The organism is Loigolactobacillus zhaoyuanensis, assembly GCF_003946385.1.
GTDB classification, from domain to species: Bacteria; Bacillota; Bacilli; order Lactobacillales; family Lactobacillaceae; genus Loigolactobacillus; species Loigolactobacillus zhaoyuanensis.
Window position 1 is genome coordinate 1 of sequence record NZ_RHOE01000017.1, and the last position, 22,609, is coordinate 22,609.

16 protein-coding genes are annotated in these 22,609 nt (G+C 41.3%); 13 read left to right on the plus strand and 3 right to left on the minus strand.

Annotated features, from left to right (window positions below; all coding sequences use genetic code 11):
• Positions 1-297: 297 nt before the first annotated feature.
• Positions 298-1,647 carry an IS4 family transposase gene (locus tag EKM76_RS05260; protein WP_035457969.1) on the plus strand — a complete coding sequence of 450 codons (1,350 nt, stop codon included), beginning with the start codon at positions 298-300 and terminating at the stop codon, positions 1,645-1,647.
• A 204-nt stretch (positions 1,648-1,851) separates the two neighbouring features.
• Positions 1,852-5,256 carry a DEAD/DEAH box helicase gene (locus tag EKM76_RS05265; protein ID WP_225417880.1) on the plus strand — a complete coding sequence of 1,135 codons (3,405 nt, stop codon included), beginning with the start codon at positions 1,852-1,854 and terminating at the stop codon, positions 5,254-5,256.
• Positions 5,257-5,305: 49 nt separating this feature from the next.
• Here the strand turns inward: EKM76_RS05265 and EKM76_RS05270 are convergent, their stop codons facing one another.
• Positions 5,306-6,361, minus strand: a complete 1,056-nt coding sequence (locus EKM76_RS05270; RefSeq protein ID WP_164507601.1) for a CdaR family transcriptional regulator — start codon at positions 6,359-6,361, stop codon at positions 5,306-5,308.
• 266 nt (positions 6,362-6,627) lie between these two features.
• Here EKM76_RS05270 and EKM76_RS05275 point away from each other — a divergent pair, with 266 nt between their 5' ends.
• The 7 genes from EKM76_RS05275 to EKM76_RS05305 all read left to right on the plus strand — a co-directional run bounded on the left by EKM76_RS05275 (position 6,628) and on the right by EKM76_RS05305 (position 15,437).
• Complete coding sequence (locus tag EKM76_RS05275; protein ID WP_125549656.1) at positions 6,628-7,959, plus strand: Na+/H+ antiporter NhaC family protein; 1,332 nt, start codon at positions 6,628-6,630, stop codon at positions 7,957-7,959.
• A 116-nt stretch (positions 7,960-8,075) separates the two neighbouring features.
• On the plus strand, positions 8,076-8,966 hold the full coding sequence (garR, locus tag EKM76_RS05280; protein ID WP_125549657.1) for a 2-hydroxy-3-oxopropionate reductase: 891 nt from the start codon (positions 8,076-8,078) through the stop codon (positions 8,964-8,966).
• A gap of 76 nt (positions 8,967-9,042) precedes the next feature.
• Positions 9,043-10,368, plus strand: coding sequence for an enolase C-terminal domain-like protein (locus EKM76_RS05285; RefSeq protein WP_125549658.1), 1,326 nt, complete (start codon positions 9,043-9,045; stop codon positions 10,366-10,368).
• A gap of 72 nt (positions 10,369-10,440) precedes the next feature.
• Positions 10,441-11,328 (plus strand): dihydrodipicolinate synthase family protein, encoded by an 888-nt coding sequence (locus EKM76_RS05290; RefSeq protein ID WP_125549659.1) that lies wholly within the window; start codon positions 10,441-10,443, stop codon positions 11,326-11,328.
• Between the two features lie 22 nt (positions 11,329-11,350).
• On the plus strand, positions 11,351-12,490 hold the full coding sequence (locus EKM76_RS05295; RefSeq protein ID WP_125549660.1) for a glycerate kinase: 1,140 nt from the start codon (positions 11,351-11,353) through the stop codon (positions 12,488-12,490).
• Positions 12,491-12,501: 11 nt separating this feature from the next.
• Positions 12,502-14,010 carry a UxaA family hydrolase gene (locus EKM76_RS05300; protein WP_125549661.1) on the plus strand — a complete coding sequence of 503 codons (1,509 nt, stop codon included), beginning with the start codon at positions 12,502-12,504 and terminating at the stop codon, positions 14,008-14,010.
• 86 nt (positions 14,011-14,096) lie between these two features.
• On the plus strand, positions 14,097-15,437 hold the full coding sequence (locus EKM76_RS05305) for an enolase C-terminal domain-like protein (RefSeq protein WP_125549662.1): 1,341 nt from the start codon (positions 14,097-14,099) through the stop codon (positions 15,435-15,437).
• An 89-nt stretch (positions 15,438-15,526) separates the two neighbouring features.
• Here EKM76_RS05305 and EKM76_RS05310 read toward each other — a convergent pair whose 3' ends face one another.
• Both EKM76_RS05310 and EKM76_RS05315 read right to left on the minus strand, forming a co-directional pair.
• Positions 15,527-16,648: an NAD(P)-dependent alcohol dehydrogenase gene (locus tag EKM76_RS05310; RefSeq protein ID WP_125549663.1), complete on the minus strand. Its 1,122-nt coding sequence runs from the start codon at positions 16,646-16,648 to the stop codon at positions 15,527-15,529.
• A 225-nt stretch (positions 16,649-16,873) separates the two neighbouring features.
• Positions 16,874-17,887 carry an AraC family transcriptional regulator gene (locus EKM76_RS05315; protein WP_125549664.1) on the minus strand — a complete coding sequence of 338 codons (1,014 nt, stop codon included), beginning with the start codon at positions 17,885-17,887 and terminating at the stop codon, positions 16,874-16,876.
• Between the two features lie 140 nt (positions 17,888-18,027).
• On the opposite strand from EKM76_RS05315, the gene EKM76_RS05320 reads away from it, so the two are divergent.
• The 4 genes from EKM76_RS05320 to EKM76_RS05335 all read left to right on the plus strand — a co-directional run bounded on the left by EKM76_RS05320 (position 18,028) and on the right by EKM76_RS05335 (position 22,581).
• Entirely contained in the window at positions 18,028-19,335 is a 1,308-nt protein-coding gene (locus EKM76_RS05320; protein ID WP_125549665.1) for an MFS transporter, read from the plus strand.
• An 18-nt stretch (positions 19,336-19,353) separates the two neighbouring features.
• Entirely contained in the window at positions 19,354-20,808 is a 1,455-nt protein-coding gene (rhaB, locus tag EKM76_RS05325) for a rhamnulokinase (protein ID WP_125549666.1), read from the plus strand.
• A 65-nt stretch (positions 20,809-20,873) separates the two neighbouring features.
• A complete protein-coding gene (rhaM, locus tag EKM76_RS05330) occupies positions 20,874-21,188 on the plus strand; it encodes an L-rhamnose mutarotase (RefSeq protein WP_125549667.1) in 315 nt (104 codons plus the stop codon).
• A 115-nt stretch (positions 21,189-21,303) separates the two neighbouring features.
• The gene (locus EKM76_RS05335; RefSeq protein ID WP_125549668.1) at positions 21,304-22,581 is read left to right on the plus strand and encodes an L-rhamnose isomerase; all 1,278 of its coding nucleotides are present in this window, start codon (positions 21,304-21,306) and stop codon (positions 22,579-22,581) included.
• Positions 22,582-22,609 lie beyond the last annotated feature (28 nt).

A 22,609-nucleotide genomic window follows, 5' to 3' on the forward strand; every position in this document is an offset into this window, starting at 1 on the left:
CGCGGCACTTAACCAACGGCCACGTAAACTATTTGGTTATAAATCAGCCAATGAATTCATGGCTGAGCAGCTACTCGCATGACCACCACCTAGACCACTTATAAGTGAAGTTTAGCAAGTGTTGCACTTGATTTGACAATTCGGGATTTTTAATATCTAACTAAAGGTTGAAAGTTAATATTCCCAATTGAGTCCCAATCTGTTGGGGCTTTTTTGTTATAAAAATAGACACGAAACACTCCGTATCTGTATAATTGAGTCGTCTAAAAAACAAACATACAGAGGAGTTTTCGTGCCATGTCTACTATACAACATTCTACCCCTAATATTCACCTAGCAATGCAACATTTTTCTAAATTGGTCCAGTTACCTGACGTTTTACGTCGCGCTAATATCCATAAAACTCGTGGTATTCAGGTGCCAGTCCTGTTTGAATGGCTGATCACCACTATTTTTACGCGCTATTCCATCTTTCGTGCCGAATCTGATCCACATTTTACTAAGAAAACCGCCCGCAACTGTCTCAATAATCGCCATACAAATTGGCAACGTCTAGTTATTTTACTCGCAGTGCGGCTAATTCAATATGTTAAACACTTTACGGATACCCGCCGTGCACAAGCGCTCATCCTAGATGATTCCTTATTCAAGCGTGAGTTCTCGCGTAAAACTGAGTTATTAGCTCGGGTTTTTGATCATAATCACCAGCGCTATTATCATGGCTTTCGTACGTTAACTTTAGGTTGGAGTGATGGGAATACTTTCTTGCCCGTTGATTTTGCGCTGATGTCATCTGGCAAAGCCAAAAATCAATTAGGTCCGATCAACCAATTTGATCCGCGTACATTAGCCGCACAGCGACGAGCACAAGCCAAACGAAAAATGAATGAGGTTGCCTTAGAGCTAGTTGATTCGGCTTTAAGTGCTGGCATTAAAACTAAATACGTTCTGTTTGATAGCTGGTTTGCTTCACCAAGACTATTTTTTGAGTTACTGCAACGCGGTCAGTTTGGTGTAGGTATGCTCAAACGCAGTGAGAAAGTTTATTTTCGTTATCGTGGTCGCCAAATGGATGTTAAATCGTTGTACGAGCGCCTTCGGCGGAGTAAATGGCCTCAGCATCAGAATTATCATTATAGTCCCATTGTCACTTTCGAAGTTGGAGGTCAGCCCATGAAAGTTAAATTAGTTTTCGTTCCTAACCGAACAGATCACAGTCAGTATCTGGTTTTAGGTACAACAAAAACGACCCTAGAACCTGACCAAATCATTCAACTTTATGGTCGTCGCTGGCAGATCGAGGGCTACTTCAAAGTAGCCAAACAATACCTGCGTTTTGATCAAACCCAAGTCCAAAGTTACGATGGACTGTGCGGCCATATGGCCATGGTCATGATGAGTTACGATATTTTAGCGCTGCATCAACGCGAACAAGTTGATGAACGAACGCTTGGCGATTTATTTTATAATTTTGGCCGCCCGTTGCCGGATATTGAGATCGCAGTCGCTTTAGCTTGGTTGATGCGCCAATTAACTGGTCTAGGTGAAAAGTTAGGGCTCACAACAACCATCATTGATGAACTCTTCGATCAATTTATCCGAACACTGCCCAATAATCTGGCCCAATTATTGGGCAATGGCGTGTAATAACTGAATTAACTAATTTTTAGTCTTCAAACTCAGGACTAGCAGGAGTTTGAAGTTATTTGGGTACTTTCAACCTTTAGTATCTAATAAAATTATTTTAATTTACGAGTCGCTCAGACTTAACTAGCTCCCAACCGTAGTGTAGAATAAGCACTGAAGCAACAATCCGAATTTAAGCCAATTAGTAGAATATGGAGTAAGTAAATGGAAAAAAGAATAATGCCGATCAAAATTTGGAATCGAGGTAAAAAAATCGCGACTAATGGTGATGTGGAGATTCAATACGTTGATAATGTTCGCCAAGAAGTCGAAGCAACGGTTTATGGTACCGAAGCCTATGGCGTGACAGTCAGTCAAAAAGCGGCTAATGCTGATTTTTGTGAATGTCCTTATTTTCCTGATCATGGTTATTGTAAACACATTGCCGCGGTGATCAAATTATTGAAGTCACAGCAGCGACCGATTGAAAAGTTGTTTGATGCGGCGACGGATGATCTTAATTTTGACAAAGATAACCAGGATGATTATTTAGAAATCTCAAGTGAATTTGAAGAATTATTGACAGCCAATCCGGTTACTGCACGACAAATTTATGCGGACAAGCGGCAATACAATGTTTTACGTGCTGATCCTAATTATTGGGATGATTTATTTAGTGCGGCGTCTGAACAGCCTACGATTGACCCGGTTATGCCGGAATCAGTGCGACCTGCTTCAGAATTTTTTCGCACACAACAACCGCAGGCTAGCGGTGAATATTTTTTAGATAGTATTCAGCTGCCAGAAAAGCAGTATTTTCAGCCGTTGCAAGAAAGCACAACTTCAGCGTTGCAGATCGAGGTCACGCTGGTCGTCAGTGCAATCGAGAGTGATTGGAATTATCAAGAAGAAAATCGGTTCTTTGTTAAGTTGCGTATTGCCACGTTGACCGAGCTTAAATTTTACGTCGTGACCGATATTACGCGCTTTTTAAATGCGTATAAAAATAACAACGACTACCAAACCAATGGCAAACAGAAATTTCATTTAACGCCAACCGTCTTTACAGCTGCTGAACAGAATTTTCTAGATTTTTTGCTGACCGCAGAAAACAATGTTAGAATCGCCAGTTATGGGTCTAGTACCAGTAAGTATTTTGTTTTACCAAGTTATAATTTTAAGCAAACCTTGGCACTTCTAGCTGAGTTACCTAAATTTCAATTTCAATTAACGGATGAGGCGGAAGTCTACCCGCGGGTTCAGTTGGCGGACTATCAGGCAAGCGTTGGTTTAGTTCGTGGCGAAATAAAGGCGGTCGCAGATGGCTATGATTTAACGATCCATGACGACGTGCAAGTGTTCGTTAGTGCTAATCAGATTTTTGTGAATGGCAATACTTTTTATGCAGTCACTAGGGAACAAGCTCAGCTACTCGAGCAAATTTTAGGCGGCTATGAGGACGTAATGAACTATCGCACTAATGGCGCTGCACTGCATTTCCCAGCTGGTAGTGAAGCACAGCTAAGCGATTTTATTGCGCTTTTTCAGCAGGTTGGCGTGCTCACAGCGCCGCCACAGTTGACGGTCAGCACAATGACGCCGCACTTTGATTTAAGCAAAAATAAGCAGTCACTGGAATTGCGCCTAGCTTATGAATATAACGGTGAAATCACGGCAAGCGCTGATATTGAGCAGAATACAGTGGTAGTGCGCAATTTAGAAATGGAAAAACAGGCACAGCAGTATTTACAAAGTTTGCAATTTCGGCAGCACAGTCGGCTCTGGGTCAAAGATTTTACGCAATCCGAAGAGCTATACCGCTTTTTCATGCAAGAATTACCTAATTTGCGCTTAAATGGTGTTGTGACGATTACGCCAGAATTGGAGGACTTGCTGCATGATTCAGCCGAATTAACACCGGCCATCAATGTTAATGAAGCAGATGGTTTTTTAGCGGTCAGTTTTTCTTTTGCTGGGATTGGTGAAAATGAAGTTGATCATGTGCTGGAACAGTTGGATGTGGCGCGGCCGTTTATTGAGCGCGACGATGGGTCAATTATTTTAGTTGATGATACCTTAAAAAAGGTGTCAGCCACTTTGGCTAAGATCCGCGCCCAGGGTAAATTTAAAAATGGCCAACTAAAAGTTCATGCTTCCCAAGCACTGGCATTGCAGGCAGCTTTAGGCGATACGGCTAATTTTGATCAAAAATTTCAACAGTTAACGACTGATTTGGCTCATCCGGAAAAGTTTAAAGTTGCAGCTAGTCGACCAGTTCAAGCAAAGTTACGACCATACCAAAAAGCTGGGGTGCGTTGGCTAGAAATGCTGGATTCGTATAATTTTGGTGGTATTTTAGCTGATGAAATGGGTCTCGGCAAGACGCTGCAGATGATCACTTTTTTAAATAATCATTTGACCAGCGATAAAACTAATTTGGTCGTGTCACCAGCGTCACTGATCTATAATTGGCAAGAGGAATTTTCTAAGTTTGCTCCTGAAATTGAGGTGGTAGTAGTTGATGGCACCAAAGAAAATCGCCGCCAATTGATTGAAACCAGTACCGCCGCGGTTTTGATCACCAGTTATAACAGTGCCCGCCTAGATATTGCGGAATATCAACAAAAACAATTGAATTACTTGGTGCTGGATGAAGCACAGTATGTCAAAAATGGCAGTACCAAAACTAACCAGAACTTACGCAAACTGACACCGAAGAATACCTTTGCTCTGTCGGGAACACCAATTGAAAATCGTGCCGAAGAATTGTGGGCGATTTTTGCTTTGGTCATGCCAGGACTTTTGCCTAGCAAAAAAGCGTTCAATAAGTTAACGCCTGCCGAAATTGCGGTGCGGGTCAAACCATTTATTTTACGTCGTGAAAAGGCGGCGGTGCTGAAAGATCTACCGCCAAAGGTCGAATCTAACTTATACAATGAAATGACTAAGGAACAAAAAACAGTCTACTTAGCACAACTTAAGCAGATGCAAATTCAGATCAAGGGCATGTCTAGCGAAAGTTTTGTCAAAAATAAAATTGCGATTTTAGCTGGTCTAACGCGACTGCGCCAAATTTGCGATACACCAGCGCTATATTTAGATGACTATCAAAATAGTTCTGGTAAGCTAGAGCAACTAAACGAAATTCTCCGGCAAGCACAAGATAATCAACATCGCGTGCTGATTTTTTCACAATTTACCAGTATGCTAAATATTATCGAAAGCGAGTTAGCTGATCGGGGTGTTGCGGCGTTCATGCTACAGGGTAACACCAAACCAAAAGAGCGCTTGGCCTTGGTCGATGCCTTTAACGCTGGTGAAAATAATATTTTTCTGATCTCACTTAAGGCAGGTGGTACGGGGCTGAATCTAACCGGCGCCGATACCGTGATTTTAGTCGATCTATGGTGGAATCCGGCGGTAGAAGACCAAGCCACTGCACGCGCCCACCGGATTGGTCAGAAGAAAAAAGTTGAAGTTTACCGCTTGATCACAAAAGGCACGATTGAAGAACAAATCTACAAGTTACAGGAAAAAAAGCGTAACTTTGTCGACCAAGTTTTGAGCGGTACTGAGAATAAAGGCACATTAACTGAAGATGAAGTGCGACTGATTCTGGGGATCGAATAGGCCATAAAAAATCGGTAAGTAACTTGCATTATGCAAGTTACTTACCGATTTATTTTTGTTGCTCATAAACAAACTTCGCGAAATAAAGTGAGCCGATATAGAGATGAAACAAATCCCGATAATTGTGTGGATCTAACTGTAATTCGTCTTTGATTTTCTTAAGCCGATAATTCAGTGTATTACGGTGAATATGCAATTTTTCTGAGGTCGCTGACATATTGCCATTATTTTCGATAAAAGCAGTCAACGTTTGTAATAATTCTTGGCCACTTGTGGTTTGATTAACTTCAATAAAGCATTTAAGCAATGGTTCCAGTGGTAGGTTGCTGGATAGCAATTTGTCGATCAGCTTCACTTGTTCATAATATTTAAGCTGGCTATCATTTAAAATATGACTTAATTCAATTGTTTTTTGCGCTTCAGCGACAGATATCCCGATTTTTGTGGTGCTATGACCGATCCCCACGTCTAATTTACGTTTTAAACAACTGTGTTTATATTTTTCAATATTACCCTCATATTCGGTTAAAATAATTAAGTTATTTGAAGCGATCAAGAGCTTGAAGTCTTTACTATCAATCGGAAAGTCAGAAAGGTGGTGACCTTTAATGACGATGGCATAGCGATCACGGAACAGATCGATTTTTAGTTTTTGGGCATCAACTAGTAAGGATTGATTTTTTTCTAAACTATCGGTCACTTGAACCCATTGGTAGAGAAAACGATTAAAGTAGGTCTCGCTAATTAATTTTTGCTGATCAGCATAACTCTGGTTCAGCAATAATTCAGTTGCCGTGCTTAATAAAGCGGCCAATGGGACAACTTGTTCAGGCTCACCAGTAATACCGATAACGCCAATGATTTTATCATTAAAGTGAACCGGCATATTAACGCCAGGTTGGCCATTTTCACCGTGGGAACGTTCCATAATAAGTGTTTTCTGCTGACGAATTGCGTCCCGCGCGCCAACATGCAACGTGTTGATACGCTCCGGACTACCGCTGGCAATGATATAGCCGTTTTCATCCATCATATTAATATTATAAGGGATCTTACGCATCATTTTATTAACAATTGACTGAGCAAGTTCACTTTCTAATTTCAATTTTTCCACCTCCATTAGACGTTAAAATTAATTAGTAAATATTGAGCATGAATTGATTATTAATGCACAATGTCGGGTGCTACTATTTCTATATTAGCAAGTTTTTTTCATAAATCAAACAAAAAAATAAAAAAATATTGGTCAAATGAACATTGTATGCGAATACATTAATTGATATTATGAACGAGATGAATCAGGTTAACCACATCACAAATGTTCATTGCGTAACAATATTACTTATCGGAGACTGAAAGTGGGTGAGCTTCATGGATTATAAAGCAATTGTCGGCTTTATAATGATGATTTTAATAACGGTCTTATTGATGAAGAAGAAAGTTAGTACAATTTTTTCCTTCACCGTAATTCCATTGGTAGCAGCTATTATTATTGGATCATCGGTTAAACAAATTGGTACTTATCTGACGAAAGGGTTAGCGATGACCACGTCAGTAGCTTTGATCATGCTGTTCTCATTACCGTACTTCATGTTAATGGCTGATACCGGGCTCTTTAGCGGCATTGTTAAACGAATTGTTAGTCGCGTTAGAATGAACCCAATTGTTTTAGCAGTATTGACCGTGATCGTTGCGATGATCACCGGACTTGATGTTAGTATCACTTCCGTCTACTTAATTACAATACCGTTACTTTTGCCATTTTACAATAAGATGAAGATGCGGCCAGTAATTCTGGTTTTCTTAACGTCACTAGGGATCATTAATACCTTTGATGTGCCATGGAGTGCCAGAATGCTGCGGAGTGCTTCATTAATTCCTAATGTTGATAATGGCGCCAATTACTTATTTGCCAAATTATTTCCACCACAAATTGTTTTAACGATCGTTATTTTCGGGATCGCCGTATTTCTAGGTATCCGGGAAACAAGACGTTTGAAAAAACTCGGCATCGATGCTGCTGCGGCTGCTAAAGAGAGTAGCACTGATGACGATGTATTCAATGAAGATGCTGATTTGGTTCAACCAAAGAAGTTCTGGATCAACGTTGTTTTAACCTTAGTTGTTATTACTTGTCTCTGTGCTTTTCCAGATGTGCCATCCTACTACACATTCGCCTTAGGGCTGGTCATTGCACTGGAAATCAATTTCCACGATCAAAAAATGCAAATTACGTTACTTAAAAAATATGCCAGTTCATTGTTCCCCGTTATGCCAGCTATCCTTTTATCTGGGGTCGTTGTTGGGGTCATGGAATTTAGTGGCATGATGCAATCAATGGTCAAGTTCTTAGTTGGGATCATTCCAGCTGGGATGGGCCCATGGATCTACATTATCATCGGGCTTGTCGGGACACCACTCATGTTTGTTTTTACAAACGATACTTGGTATTACGTTTTAATGCCGATCGTTATTGGTCTGATGCGGGCGTACGGCATACCAGCCGACGTTGTTATCGTCACCTTATTCATGAACATGGGTGCAATGTTAACACCAATTGCGCAACCGCAATTATATATTGGGACTGATTTAACCGAAGGCGCTGTCGATTTACCGCAGTATATGAAGTTTGCCTTTCTACCGATTTGGTTACTAAATATTGTCTGGATCGGTATCGGTTTATTGATGGGTACGTTTAGATAATGCACTTGCACAAGAGCGTGACCTAATTGTTGAACCAATGAACATTGTTAATGAATGTACAAAGAACTAGTATAAATATGTAATTAAAACTTTAAAATTTAAAGGAGATCATATATATGACAAAAATTGGATTTCTTGGTTTAGGTATTATGGGTAAACCAATGGCTAAAAACTTAGTTAAAGCGGGCGAAGATGTAACCGTATTCGATTTTAAACAAGCTGCAGTTGATGAGTTAGTTAGTGCTGGTGCTAAATCAGCACAAAACGGTAAAGAACTCGCACAAAATGCTGACGTTGTCTTCACTATGGTACCTAATTCACCTAATGTTGAAGCCGCTTTATTTAATGAAAATGGGGTTGCTGAAGGCTTAACTGCTGGCAATACCGTGATCGATATGAGTTCGATCAATCCATTAGCTAGTCAAGGCTTTGCTAAACGTTTAGCAAAAATGGATGTTGGCTTCTTGGATGCACCAGTTTCTGGTGGCGAACCTAAAGCAATCGACGGTTCGATTGCAATTATGGTCGGTGGCGAAAAGTCTTTATATGAAGAATTTAAAGATTTATTAGGCATTATGGGTGGTACTGTAACTTACGTTGGTGCAGTTGGTGCCGGTAATACAACTAAATTAGCGAACCAAGTTATTGTTGCTTTGAACATCGCTGCAGTTAGTGAAGGTTTCGCTTTGGCAGAAAAAGCTGGTCTTGATCCAGAATTAGTCTTCAATGCGATCCATACTGGTTTAGCTGGTAGCACGGTAATGGATGCTAAGGTACCAATGATCATTAATCGTAACTTTGATCCTGGTTTCCGGGTCGATCTACACATCAAAGACTTACAAAACGCCTTAGATACATCACATTCAATGCACGTTTCATTACCATTAACTGCAGAAGTTATGGAAATTTTACAAGTTGTAAAAAATGATGGTAACGGTTCAGATGATCATGCGGCAATCGCTAAATACTATGAAAAAATCAACGATATCACAATTCAAAAGAAATAAATAATGCAGAAAAGGGTGAAGTAATCAATTCGCTTCATCCTTTTTCTCTAAAACTTAAAGTGAAGGAATGATCAAGATGGTACCTAAAATTGTCAAAATGGATGTCTATCCAGTTGCTGGCTATGACAGTATGTTGCTCAACCTAAGTGGTGCGCATGGCCCATTTTTCACGCGCAATATCGTTATTTTAACAACCGATAAAGACGAGATCGGTGTTGGTGAAGTGCCTGGTGGTGAGAAGATCACCACACTATTGGAACAAACTAAGTCGTTAGTCGTTGGACAACCTATTAGCCAATTTAAAGGCATTCTCTTAGCCATTCAAAAGAAATTTGCTTATTTGGATGTTGGTGGCCGTGGTCAGCAAACTTTTGACCAACGCATCATGATCCATGCAGTGACTGCGATCGAAACGGCTTGCTTGGATTTATTAGGCAAATATCTACACGTCCCAGTCGCTGCACTATTGGGTGATGGCCAACAGCGAGAAAAAATCGATGTGTTAGGTTATCTATTCTATGTGGGTGATCGGACTAAAACTGATCTACCTTATATTCATGATGATGACAGCGATGATGAATGGGGTAAGGTACGGCGCCAACCAGCTTTAACGCCTGAAGCAATTGTGCGTCAAGCGCAAGCGGCATACGATCGTTATGGCTTTAAAACCTTTAAGCTTAAAGGTGGCGTTTTCTCTGGTGAAGAGGAAGTTGCGGCAATCAAGGCGCTCCATCAAGCCTTTCCTGAAGCTAAACTAGATCTTGATCCAAACGGTGCTTGGTCATTAGCTGAATCGATCGAATATGCTAAGGAACTCAAAGGTATTTTAACTTATGCCGAAGATCCTTGTGGTGCCGAAGATGGTTTCTCTGGTCGTGAAATTTTAGCTGAATTCAGAAAAGCGACCAACTTACCCACTGCGACTAACATGGTTGATACTGATTGGCGACAGATGCAGCACGCAGTTGCGTTAAATAGTGTGTCGATTCCGTTAGCTGATCCGCATTTTTGGACAATGGAAGGTTCAGTCCGTGTTGCCCAGTTGTGCCATGATTTTGGTTTAAATTGGGGCATTCATTCTAACAATCATTTTGATATTTCATTAGCAATTGTGGCCAACACAGCTGCAGCAGCGCCAGGCAGTATTTATGCCATTGATACCCATTGGATCTGGCAAGATGGGCAAAACTTAACTAAGAATCCATATGAAATTAAAGACGGTCAATTAACGGTGCCGAAGACCAATGAAGGTTTAGGCGTTGAAATTGATTTAGATGCGATCAAAGCGGCCCATCAGTTGTACCTTGATAATAATCTTGGTGCGCGTGATGATGCGAAGACGATGCAGTTCTTGGTTCCTGGCTGGTCGTTTGATCCGAAGAAACCAGCCTTAGTTCGTTAGGGCGATCGTTCAAGTCAGTCATTTTGATTATTGATAAAATAATTTTATTGCAGGAAAGGTGCGCAAACTAAAATGGATACAACGAGAATTAAAGGCATTATCGTACCGCTAATAACACCAGTTGACGCTGAAGAAAATATTGATGACGCTAAGCTACGAAAGATCGTTGACCACGTGATCGAAGGCGGCGTCCAAGGGATTCTAGCCTTTGGTAGTAACTCGGAATTCTACATGTTTGATGATGATGAATTAGCACATGGTTTTAAGATCATTAAAGAACAAGCCGGCGACCGGGTCCCAGTCTACTTTGGTATGGGTCCGATCCGCACTCGCCGCGGGCTTAAGCTAGCTAAGAAAGCAGTTGAATTAGGTGCCGATGCGGTTTCAATTTTACAGCCAATGTTTTTGGCACCAACGGATGAAGAGTTGTTCCAACACTACAAGACAATTGCTGATGCGATTCCAGATACACCAGTATTAGTTTATAATAATCCGCGGGTCGGCTATGGCTTGTCAGCGCAATTGGTTAGCGACCTTGCTCACCAAGTTCCGAATATTGTTGGGATGAAGGATTCCAGTGGTAATTTAACGTTGCTTAGTGAAATTATTCGCTTAACTGAAGATATTGAATTCAGAACGTTTACGGGTAAAGATACGCTGATCTACTTAGGCCTTTGCTTAGGGACTTACGGTAGCGTATGTTCGACGGCTAATGCACTGGCACCACTAATTGTTTCGATCTACGATAAATTCCAACAAGGTGATTATAAAGGCTCACGGGCAGCACAATTCAAATTAAACCCAGCTCGGTTAGTCCAAAATGAAGCCAGCTTCCCAGTAGCAACTAAAGATATGGCGAATATTTTAGGCTTAGATATGGGCAAACCAATCTTGCCAAGTACACCATCAACCGGTAAAGTATATGCTGATATTAAGCGCGAGTTGGATAAATTAAATTAAAACTGTAAATCGAGGGATGGCTATGAATAGAGTACTTATAGCGTCTGACTCCTTTAAGGGTAGCGCTACCTCGACAGAAATTGCTAAGTATATTACAACCGGTATTTTACGTGCTGATGAGACTGCGCAAATTGATGCCGTTTCGATTGCTGACGGTGGTGAAGGCACTGTTTGTAGTGTTGTGGCCGCCACTGGTGGTCGGCTGTTAGAAACTGAGGTAGCTGGTCCCTTAGGAACGCCAGTTAAGGCAACCTGGGGATTGTTAGACGATCAAACTGCCATTATTGAAGTGGCCGAATCATCAGGCATCACTTTAATTCAAGATCAATTAGATGCTGGCAAAACGACGACATTTGGCGTTGGTCAATTGATCAAAGCCGCTTTAGATCAACAAGTAACTAAAATTTATGTTGGTCTAGGTGGCAGTGCAACTAATGATGGTGGCGTTGGCATGGCCCAGGCGTTGGGTGGTCATTTTTATGATCATGCTGGCCAAGAATTACCACACGGCGCCAATGCATTATGTGATTTAGAAAAAATTGATTTAACCACGATCGATCCGCGTTTGAAAACAGTTAAAGTGATCGGCTTATCAGACGTTAACAACCCGTTAACTGGTGAAGAAGGGGCTAGCCAAGTTTTCGGCCCACAAAAAGGGGCTAGCCAGAAGCAAGTTGCGGAGTTAGATCGTAATCTACAGTGTTTGGCACGAATAGTTGAACAGACAAGTAACGTTGATTACGCAACGCAGGCTGGTGCAGGCGCTGCTGGAGGGACTGGCTTTGGTTTAATGGCATTTTGTCAGGCAGAGATCAAATCAGGTATCAACGAAATTATCAACTTATTACAATTGGATCAACGAATGCAAAATGTTGATTTAGTTATTACTGGTGAAGGTCAAATCGATGGTCAGTCACTGCATGGTAAATTACCAGTGGGTGTAGCGCATTTAGCTAAACAACATGATTTACCGGTGATTGCGATCGTGGGCAGTATTGGCCATGATCTGGAGGAAATTTATAAAGCTGGATTTAACTTAGTTTTAGCATCAACTAGTCGACCGATGACGTTGCAACAAGCCACGAAAGATATTGCGCTATTAGTAGCAGATGCTGGCTATACCGCTTTTAAGGCGTTTGAATCTTTTAGACAAGAAAGTTAGAAGGCGCAAAAATGAGAAATACAGTTATGATGCGAAGTAATGATAACGTTGCCATTGCGATCCATGATTTAAAAAAAGGTGATTATGCGACCGATGACGTGCAAGTTAACGAAGATATTCCACAAGCGCATAAGGTGGCACTTGTAGATATTCCGCAAAATGAGGATGTTCGCCGCTATGGTGTCGTACTCGGATATGCGAAAGAAGACATTAAAGCCGGTGACTGGATCAATGAAGATAGCCTGATTTTACCAGCTTCACCGGAATTAGATGACATGCCATACAATACAAATATTGTGAAGGATCGACCACAACCACCACGGACAACTTTCATGGGTTATGAAAATGAAGGTTCTGATTATGCGGGTACGCGTAACATTTTAGGTATTCAAACTACAGTTCAGTGTGTTGTCGGTATTCTCAATGTTGCGGTTAAGAAAATGAAACAAGAATTATTACCTAAATACCCTAATGTTGATGATATTGTTGTTGTTAGCCACGCCTATGGTTGCGGGGTTGCCATTGATGCCCCTGAAGCAAAAATTCCAATCCGCGCCATCCGTAATATTATGAAAAATCCTAATTTCGGTGGTCAATTAATGGTTGTTGGCCTTGGCTGTGAAAAATTAACACCAGAAAGAGTTATGGACGAAGCCGATATTACTGATGAGAATTTTATCTTATTACAAGATCAGCATGGTTTTCAAAATATTCTTAAGGCATTATACGCAATGGCCGAGAAGAAGTTACAAATTCTGAATCAGCGCCAACGGGTAGAATTGCCATTATCAAAATTATCAGTGGGGATGCAATGTGGTGGTAGTGATGCCTTTTCTGGTGTTACTGCTAACCCAGCTGCTGGCTACGCTTCTGACTTATTGGTCAGTGGTGGCGCAACCGTAATGTTCTCCGAAGTTACTGAAGTCCGCGATGGTGTTGAATTTATTGCACAGCGGATCCCAGACAAACCTAATTGTGATAAGTTGGCTAAAGAAATGAGTTGGTATGATAATTACTTGGCCGAGGGTGGAGTCGATCGTTCAGCTAACCCAACACCAGGGAATAAAGCCGGTGGATTGTCAACAATTGTCGAAAAGTCGATGGGCTCTATTGCAAAATCAGGTGCTGCACCAGTTGCGCAGGTAGTGAGTGCCGGTGAAATCCCAACCAAACATGGTTTGATTTTCAACGCGACACCAGCTAGTGATTTTGTTTGTGGCACGATGCAATTAGCCTCTGGTATGGGGATGGAAGTCTTCATGACCGGCCGCGGCACACCTTATAACTTAGAAGCAGCGCCAGTTATTAAAGTTTGCTCACGGACTGATTTAAAAGAATTTTGGCAAGATTTAATTGACATCAATGCAGGTACGATCGCTACTGGCGACAAAACAGTCGAAGAGGTTGGGACACAGTTATTTAACTTCATTATTGACGTTGCTAGTGGAGAACAGCCAGTTGCCGAGCAGTTAGGATTATACAATGATATTTGTATTTTTAATCCGGCACCGATTACTTAGAACTTTGTTCAATAATGAGATTGACAAAAAAGGCGATGACAGAATAGTGTCATCGTTTTTAATTAGACATTAGGGAGGAAATTTCAATGACAAGCGTAATTCCTAAAATTACAGCAATGAAAGTTTATCCAGTAGCTGGCTACGATAGTATGTTGTTAACACTAAGTGGTGCTCATTATCCGTATTTCACCCGTAACATTGTCGTTTTAACGGATGATTCAGGTCAAATGGGTATCGGTGAAATTCATGGTGGCGACTCGATCACTAAGTCCCTGGAAAGCTATAAGCCCTTAATAATTGGTCAAAAAATCACTGAATATCGGCGGATTTTAAACGATATCCGGCAAAAAGGTTGGCGCGAAAAAAACGATAGTGGTCAAGGTTTGCAACAATTAAACTTGGCTAATCTGAAATATGTCGTTCACGCTGAAGCTGCCATCGAGTGCGCACTATTGGATTTATACGGTAAATTTGTCAACTTACCAATGTGCGATATCATTGGTGATGGTCGCCAACGTGATAAGGTAGAAATGCTGGGATATCTGTTTTATATTGGCGATTATCACAAAACTGATCTGCCATATATTCATGACGATGATAATGACGCCTGGGGTAAGGTCAGACGACAAGAAACGCTGACGGTTGCTGGGATTGTTAAACAAGCCGAAGCCGCCCAAGCACGTTATGGCTTCAAGAATTTCAAGTTAAAAGGTGGCGTCCTCAGTGGCGACGAGGAAATGCAAGCAGTTGTGGCTTTGCATAAAAGATTTCCGGATGCGCGAATTAATCTTGATCCTAACGGGGCGTGGTCGTTGCAAGAAGCCATTGATCTAACCCATAAATACGGGGATGCGCTCACTTATTTAGAAGATCCTTGTGGTCCAGAAAGTGGTTTTTCTGGTCGTGAAATCATGAGCTTCTATAAAAACGCGACTAATATGCCAGTGGCAACGAATATGATTGCTACTGATTGGAAGCAATTTTATCCATCACTGATGATGAAATCAGTCGATATTGTCTTAGCGGATCCACATTTCTGGGGAATCAATGGTAGCTTACGCATGGCCAGCGTCTTAAATGATTGGGGCTTAACTTGGGGCTCACATTCTAATAATCATTTTGACATTACCCTTGCTTTATACGCGCAAGTTTCAGCAGCTGCGCCAGGTAACATTACGGCTATTGATACGCATTTTATTTGGCAAGATGATCAACAGTTATGCGATGATGCGCTACAAATTAGCGACGGTGGTATTAAGATCCCTAAGCGTCCTGGATTAGGGATCAATATCAATTTAGAAAAATTAGAGGCAGCAAACAAGTTGTATACTACCTTGAAACACCATGACCGTGATGATTCATTAGCAATGCAATATTTAATTCCAGGTTGGCAGTTTGATCCTAAGCAACCGACTTTAGTTAGATAGCAAAAATAAATTATAAAAAACGTTCATCAATGATTAGATCTTTGTCTAACAATTGATGAACGTTTTATTTTTTTACGTTAATTTAAAGCTTATTCTCCAGGTTTATATTCTGGATCGATGACCAAGACAGGCTTGATCGTTTCACCACTAATTGAATCTGCGTTAGCTTCGTTGATTTGATCAAACTTATAGAATTTTTCAGTCTTATCAAAATCAAACATACCTTGACGATAGAATTCAATCAAACGAGGAATATCGATCTGTGGAATTGAGTCGCCCATGTTAACGCCGATAACAGCTTTGTCATCAACACAAAGGTCATTCCAAGTATCAACGTCAATATGATGAGATGTCACGGCGATACAAGCAGCAACGCCACCTTGAGCCAAAGCCTTGATGGAGGATTCCATTACTTGGGTCACACCAGTCGTATCAACAGCGAAGTTAACGCCATGACCATGAGTTAAAGCCTTGATGGCAGCAACTGGGTCTTCATTTTTACTATTGATCACGTCAGTTGCGCCAAGTTCTTTAGCTAAGGCCAAACGATCGTCAATAATATCAACGGCGATGACACGGATACAACCAGAAATTTTACCGGCCATCATAGCTGCTAAACCAACAGCACCAGTACCAAAGACCGCAATTGTATCACCAGGGCGAGGTTTTAAGGTGTTTAAAACGGTCCCACTACCAGTTACGTAGCCACAGCCCAAAGGTCCTAATTTCCGTAGATCTAAATCATCAGGAACTTTGACGGCATTACGTTCGCGGACGACCGTAGTTGTGGTGAAGGATGATTGATCAAACATGTCATCGACTTGTTTCCCGTTTTCAGTGAAATGAGCTGAACCATCAGGACGAACGCCAGAAAGGTTATTAGCTGCATAATGTAAACATTGAGTAGGAACACCTTTGAGACAATTTTCACAGTTGCCACAAGCGTAGAAAGAAAGGATAACGTGATCGCCAGGTTTGAAGTTTTGTACATGTGAACCGACTTTTTCAACGATCCCAGAACCTTCATGGCCTAAGACGATTGGGTAGCCAATTGTAGCGTCACCCTTACGTAAAGCCTCGTCAGAATGGCAAACACCAGTGGCAACCATATGGACTTGAATATCGTCGTCTTGCATTTCAGCAAGTTCAATATCATTTTTAATTGTAAATTTGGCACCTTGTTTATCAACTACAGCTGCTTGAATTTTCAATTTAAATCACTCCTTAAAATAGTCATGAATCACTTGCAATATAATTATTTCACATATTAGGATAATAGCAAGCGCTTAACAGCAACTGATGAGTATTTGCCCCTGTGAATTTAACAACATTATCCTAAAAAATAGCCAGCATTTAGGCGGCATTGTAAGGGAATACACAAACTAAGTTACAATAAATAATTGTTAAATTAGGAACATATCTACATATTTAGTCGATTATAATGTGTCGGTCAATGACTTACTATTGATAAGCTGGCGATCTTCCTTTGGTGTTCGCCCGAATTTATCGGCGTATTTATGATAGAAAAAACTTTTATTTGAAAAGCCAACTTCGTGACAAATCGTAGTGATAGGTTGGGTTGTATTTTGGACTGCTTCGCGCGCACGGAGCAACCGTTCCTCGGTCAGCGCCTGACTGAAAGTTTTGCCAACTACCTTATGGAACAGGTTACTAAGGTAGTTCTTATTATAAGAATACTTATTGGAAAGCGTCTCTAGACTCAGGCTTTGATAATGCTGCCGGATCTCATCTAGTAATTTGATCGCCAGCTTTTGCGTCGGTGACGTTGCTGGTTCTGGGAGCTGTTTGTTGCGGACGAGCCGAGCAATTAGAATCGTTAATTCTGATTTAATAATGGTATCAGCGAAATCACGTTGTTGGTAATATTCGGTGATCAAGTCATCAAATGTTGTTTGGATTTCGTTGTTGCCGTTGCCCAGATTCTTGAATAAAAGGTATCGGCCTGGCTTGGGATCGGCTGCCATATTATTGATCAGAAAATCGTAAAGCACGCTCTTAGCTGCCTGTATATGGGAAATTAAATCTAAGGAAATATTGCGGTCACGGAATAAAACATTGATCAGTAGGTCATTGGTATCAAGTGCGTCGATTCGATGTTGACTACCAATATCGAGTAGTAAAACATCGCCTTCACTTAACACGATTTTCTGACCATTGACGTATTCGGTTGCGTGACCGCGGAGCATGTAATTGATTTCAAAAAACTGATGCGTGTGCAACGGATAAGGTGCAAAACGATTATATTTGCGGATAGCAACGCTGCAATTTCTAAAAAAGTATTCGTTGTTGATCACAGGAACTTTATAGTCGTGACTAGCTTTCAAATCAATTGCTGCCGGCGGGATATCATCGCTAACGTAATGGCTTTGCTGTTGTTGAATTTCAACACTCGATAATGCTTGTAATGATTTGAAAATATTAGCGTCCATAATGCCCTCCTGTACTTATGTTCCAAATATCCTGAAGTTCTGACATTGATATAATACCATGAAAACGGTTAAATGATAACTGTAATCAAGTAATTATTTATTCAATTTATTATTGTCTTAACATTTAGGAGGTTAAAAATATGGCTGAAGGGTCATTGAAGTCCACAATTCGTGTTTCGATCACAAATTTCCTCGATTCCGGTTGTATCGTTGCTGGTTCTGTCGGAATGGCGTCTTGGAGCACACAGTTTGGGCTTAGTACATTACAAACAGGTATTTTAGGTGCTTTATCTGCTAATGCGTTTGGCGCTGCGTTAGGCGCGATCATTGGTGGACCATTATCTGATAAATTTGGTCGTCGTTTCATTTACGTTTATGACATGTTGATCTACATGGTGGGTTGTTTAATGTGTGTCTTCGCTAATAATTTTGGTTTTTTATTAGCCGGCTTCATTATCACTGGGATCGCAGTTGGTGCCGGTGTTCCAGCATCATGGTCATATATCGGTGAAACAGCTGCAGGAACTGAACGTGCCAAGAACATTGGGGTTTCGCAGTTTGCTTGGTCACTTGGCCCGGCGGTAGTCTTTATTGCTGCATTGATAGTTGCACCACTTGGACTATTAGGTTATCGTCTGATCTTTGTTGGCTTGGCGATCGTTGCCTTTGTCGCTTGGAATTTGCAACGGACATTACCTGAATCACAAGATTGGTTGGATCAAAAGGCGGAAGAGAAGAAGACTGGGCATAAATCTAAAGCTAACAGTCATCCATACCGTACTTTGTTCTCCAATAAGACATCCATCAAATGGCTATTCTTCTTAATTGGGGTCTATGCTTTATGGAACTTAGTTGCTGGTTCACAAGGGATGTTCCTACCGTATATTTTTGAAAACGTTGTTAAGCTTGATGCTACTCAATCTAGTATGCTTAATATTTTGATTTGGGTGCTTACAGCTTGCGCCACATACTTTGGTTTTGCCAAGTTTGGTGACAAAGTCAATCATCGTTTCTTCTTCGGAGTCGGTGCAACAATGTCATTGCTTTCATGGATCATCTTGACACTCTTTGGGATGAGCCAGACATGGGCATTGTGGACATTTGCTGCGCTTTGGGGCATTTCTGCTGGTATCGGTGCACAAGCATGGTATGCACTGTGGGCAACTGAACTTTTCCCAACTCAGTTCCGTGCCGGTTCGCAAGGGGTCATGTTCTTCGTTGTTCGTGCTTTTGCTGGTGCATATACGATTTTTGTACCAACGATCATGGCCAACCTAGGCTTTAGTATTGGCGGCTACATTATGATCGCAATTTTGATCATTTCACTGTTAGTCGGAATTACTTGGACACCAAAAACTCGTGGCAAGAGTTTGGAAGAAATCACCAAAGAACAATATGGTGAAGACTTCTTAACGCAAGACCAGCGCGATACACTGGATAAAAAATGAATCTGAGGTGTTAAAAAAATGAACACATACGTAGCAGTTGATATCGGTGCTTCCAGCGGCCGTTTAATCCTCGGTACAGTGGATGAGGGTAAACTAAAACTTGAAGAAGCGCACCGTTTTAAGAATGGCTTTACTGGTGAAGACGGACATGATTGTTGGCAGATCGATCATCTCATCGATGAAATTTTAGCTGGCTTGGAAAAAATCAAAGCACGTGGCATTAATCGTGTTAACTTAGGTATTGATACTTGGGCGGTCGATTATGTGTTAGTTGATGAAGACGGCAATAAGCTGCATAATCCGATCGCATACCGTGATGCGCGAACTAATTCTGCAATCTCAAACCTTACTTCGGAATTACCAAGAGAATATATCTATGAGAAAACTGGGATTCAATTCCAGGATTTCAATACGCTATATCAGCTTTATACCGAAGATAAGGCCGACTTAGAAAAGACTGACAAGATCATGATGATCCCAGATTACTTGGGCTATGTCTTGACCGGCAATGCGGTTACCGAAGTGACTAATGCTTCGACAACGCAAATGTTAAATCTCCGTCAAGGCTTGTTCGACAAGGATTTGATGAGTGAAGTCAATGTTGAGGCCGATCAGTTTCCACATTTAGTTGAAGCCGGGACTTTGCTAGGTAGTGTGCGGCGTAAGTGGCATAAACAATATGATATTCCAGAAACTGATGTGATCACTACTGCGACCCATGACACGGCGAGTGCTGTCGTTGGGACGCCAGGATTTGGTGATAACTGGGCTTTCCTAAGTTCTGGAACTTGGTCATTGCTTGGTGCTGAGCTAAATACACCAGAAAATGGCTTAGATGCCTTTCGTGAAAATTATACTAACGAATGGGGTGCCTATGGGACTTACCGTTTTCTGAAGAATATTATGGGCCTGTGGATCATCCAGAAGGTCAAAGAAGAGCTGAATGACCAGTATTCATTTGCTGAATTGGCAGCACTTGCTGATAAAGAAGAGTCGTTCAAAGTCTTCATTGATGTCAATGATCTGCGTTTCCAGAATCCCGAAAACATGATTCAAGAATTACAGAATTATGCCAAGGAGACTAATCAGTTTGTACCCAAGACACCGGGTGAGATCGCCCGTGCGATCTACGATAACTTGTCATTGTATTATGCCGATTCCGTGCATAAACTCAGTACAATTATCGGTCACCCGATCACAACGTTAAACATTGTTGGTGGTGGTTCTAACGTCGCCCTAATGAATCAGTTGACCGCTGATCTTGCTGGGGTAACGGTAGTGGCAGGTCCAGGTGAAGCGACTGCCATCGGTAATATCATTGTTCAAATGATCACTGCCGGTGAGGTCAAGGATGTCGTGGCTGGACGTCATTTGATCGCCGATTCATTTGACTTGAAGACTTTTGCACCGCAGAAAGATGCTGATGCAGGCGTCTTGGCTAAATATCAGGATTTTTTAGCCAATAATAAATAATTCAGGGTACTAAATTATTAAAAACAATTTATTGAGATTTATGAGGAAAGTGAAGTGTATAACTGATGAAACGGATTGCGCAAGTAATGTACATCAACCCAGGTTCTTACGACGAATATGCTAAGCGTCATGCAGAAATTTGGCCAGAAATGAAAGCGGCTTTAAAAGCGCATGGTGCCACGAACTATTCGATCTATCTCAATCGAGCTAATGGTCAGACTTTGGCCTATCTCGAAGTACCAGATGTTGATGCCTATAATGCTATTGCGGATACAGATATTTGCAAAAAGTGGTGGCATTACATGGAGCCAATTATGAAGACTAACCCAAACGAAAGTCCCGTTGCCGATGATCTTGAAGAAGTATTCCATTTAGATTAACAGCGCGCCTTGATCCGTGCGGCATGAACTTGGCTACAAGAATCAATCGTATGGAACAAACAAAATCGATCAGTGATTTTGACTGATCATAACCTTAATTGAGGAGTGTATAAACATGGTAAAAGCAGAAACAGTCGATAAAGCATATGAAGTTGCAAAAGAACGATACGCAGAAATGGGTGTCGATACTGAAGCTGCAATGAAACAATTGGAAAAAGTCGCTTTATCTATTCATTGTTGGCAAGGCGACGATATTCATGGTTTCTTGAATCCTGACGCTGAATTAACTGGTGGGATTGCAGTCACTGGTAATTATCCTGGTGTTGCGCGTACTCCTGACGAATTGACAGCTGATTTACATGAAGCGCTAAGCTTAATTCCAGGCACACATAAAGTTGCCTTGCATATGATTTATGCAGTTGCTAAAGATGGCAAGAAGAAAGACTTTAACGATATCCGTCCTGAGGATTTCGATTACTGGATCGATTGGGCTAAAAAAGAAGGCATTGGTTTAGATAACAATGGTACTTTCTTCTCACATCCTAACGTTAAAGACAACATGACCGTTGCTTCTCCTGATAAAGCGATCCGCGACTACTGGATCGAACATGGTAAGTTGACCCGTGAAGTTTCTAACTATATCGGTGAAAAATTAGGTCAGACTTGTTACAACAACTTCTGGGTCCCAGATGGTTTTAAAGACAATCCAATTGACAAACGTACACCTCGTGAACGCTTATTAGCTTCTTTGGACGAAATCGAAGCTAAGCCATACGATGAAAAGAATACGCAAGATTCCTTTGAAGGTAAGTTGTTTGGTGCCCCTGGGATCGAATCTTACACAGTTGGTTCTCATTTATTCTATGACAATTATGCAATCACTCGTGGCCATTTATGGACGATCGATGCCGGACATTTCCATCCAACAGAAGATGTTTCTGATAAGTTTGCAGCTTACTTCCCATTCACTAAGAAAGACTTATTCATGCATGTTTCTCGTCCAGTACGTTGGGATTCTGATCATACGGTCATCATGGATGAAGCATTAGTTCGGATCACACGTTCACTTGTTCGTGATAACTATCTTGAACGTACTCATCTGGGCTTAGACTTCTTCGATGCAACGATCAACCGTGTCGCTGCTTGGGTCGTTGGCGCTCGTGCAACTCAAAAGGCATTGTTACAAGCAATGCTCGAACCAATTGATCAGTTGAAACAAGCTGAATATGATGCTGACTTTACTACTCGTTTAATTGAAACCGAAGAACTTAAGAGCATGCCATTTGGTGCCGTTTGGGATAAATTCTGTCAGAACAATGGCACACCTGTTGGCATGGACTGGATGCAGAACATTCATCAATATGAAAAAGACGTTCAATTCAAACGTAACTAAATAGACTGAATCAAATAAAGGGGATCAT

Coding starts and splice junctions, on each gene's coding strand:
- EKM76_RS05260 (WP_035457969.1), top strand. CDS start 298: ATGTCTACTATACAACATTCTACCCCTAATATTCACCTAGCAATGCAA.
- EKM76_RS05265 (WP_225417880.1), top strand. CDS start 1,852: ATGGAAAAAAGAATAATGCCGATCAAAATTTGGAATCGAGGTAAAAAA.
- EKM76_RS05275 (WP_125549656.1), top strand. CDS start 6,628: ATGGATTATAAAGCAATTGTCGGCTTTATAATGATGATTTTAATAACG.
- garR (WP_125549657.1), top strand. CDS start 8,076: ATGACAAAAATTGGATTTCTTGGTTTAGGTATTATGGGTAAACCAATG.
- EKM76_RS05285 (WP_125549658.1), top strand. CDS start 9,043: ATGGTACCTAAAATTGTCAAAATGGATGTCTATCCAGTTGCTGGCTAT.
- EKM76_RS05290 (WP_125549659.1), top strand. CDS start 10,441: ATGGATACAACGAGAATTAAAGGCATTATCGTACCGCTAATAACACCA.
- EKM76_RS05295 (WP_125549660.1), top strand. CDS start 11,351: ATGAATAGAGTACTTATAGCGTCTGACTCCTTTAAGGGTAGCGCTACC.
- EKM76_RS05300 (WP_125549661.1), top strand. CDS start 12,502: ATGAGAAATACAGTTATGATGCGAAGTAATGATAACGTTGCCATTGCG.
- EKM76_RS05305 (WP_125549662.1), top strand. CDS start 14,097: ATGACAAGCGTAATTCCTAAAATTACAGCAATGAAAGTTTATCCAGTA.
- EKM76_RS05315 (WP_125549664.1), bottom strand. CDS start 17,887: ATGGACGCTAATATTTTCAAATCATTACAAGCATTATCGAGTGTTGAA.
- EKM76_RS05320 (WP_125549665.1), top strand. CDS start 18,028: ATGGCTGAAGGGTCATTGAAGTCCACAATTCGTGTTTCGATCACAAAT.
- rhaB (WP_125549666.1), top strand. CDS start 19,354: ATGAACACATACGTAGCAGTTGATATCGGTGCTTCCAGCGGCCGTTTA.
- rhaM (WP_125549667.1), top strand. CDS start 20,874: ATGAAACGGATTGCGCAAGTAATGTACATCAACCCAGGTTCTTACGAC.
- EKM76_RS05335 (WP_125549668.1), top strand. CDS start 21,304: ATGGTAAAAGCAGAAACAGTCGATAAAGCATATGAAGTTGCAAAAGAA.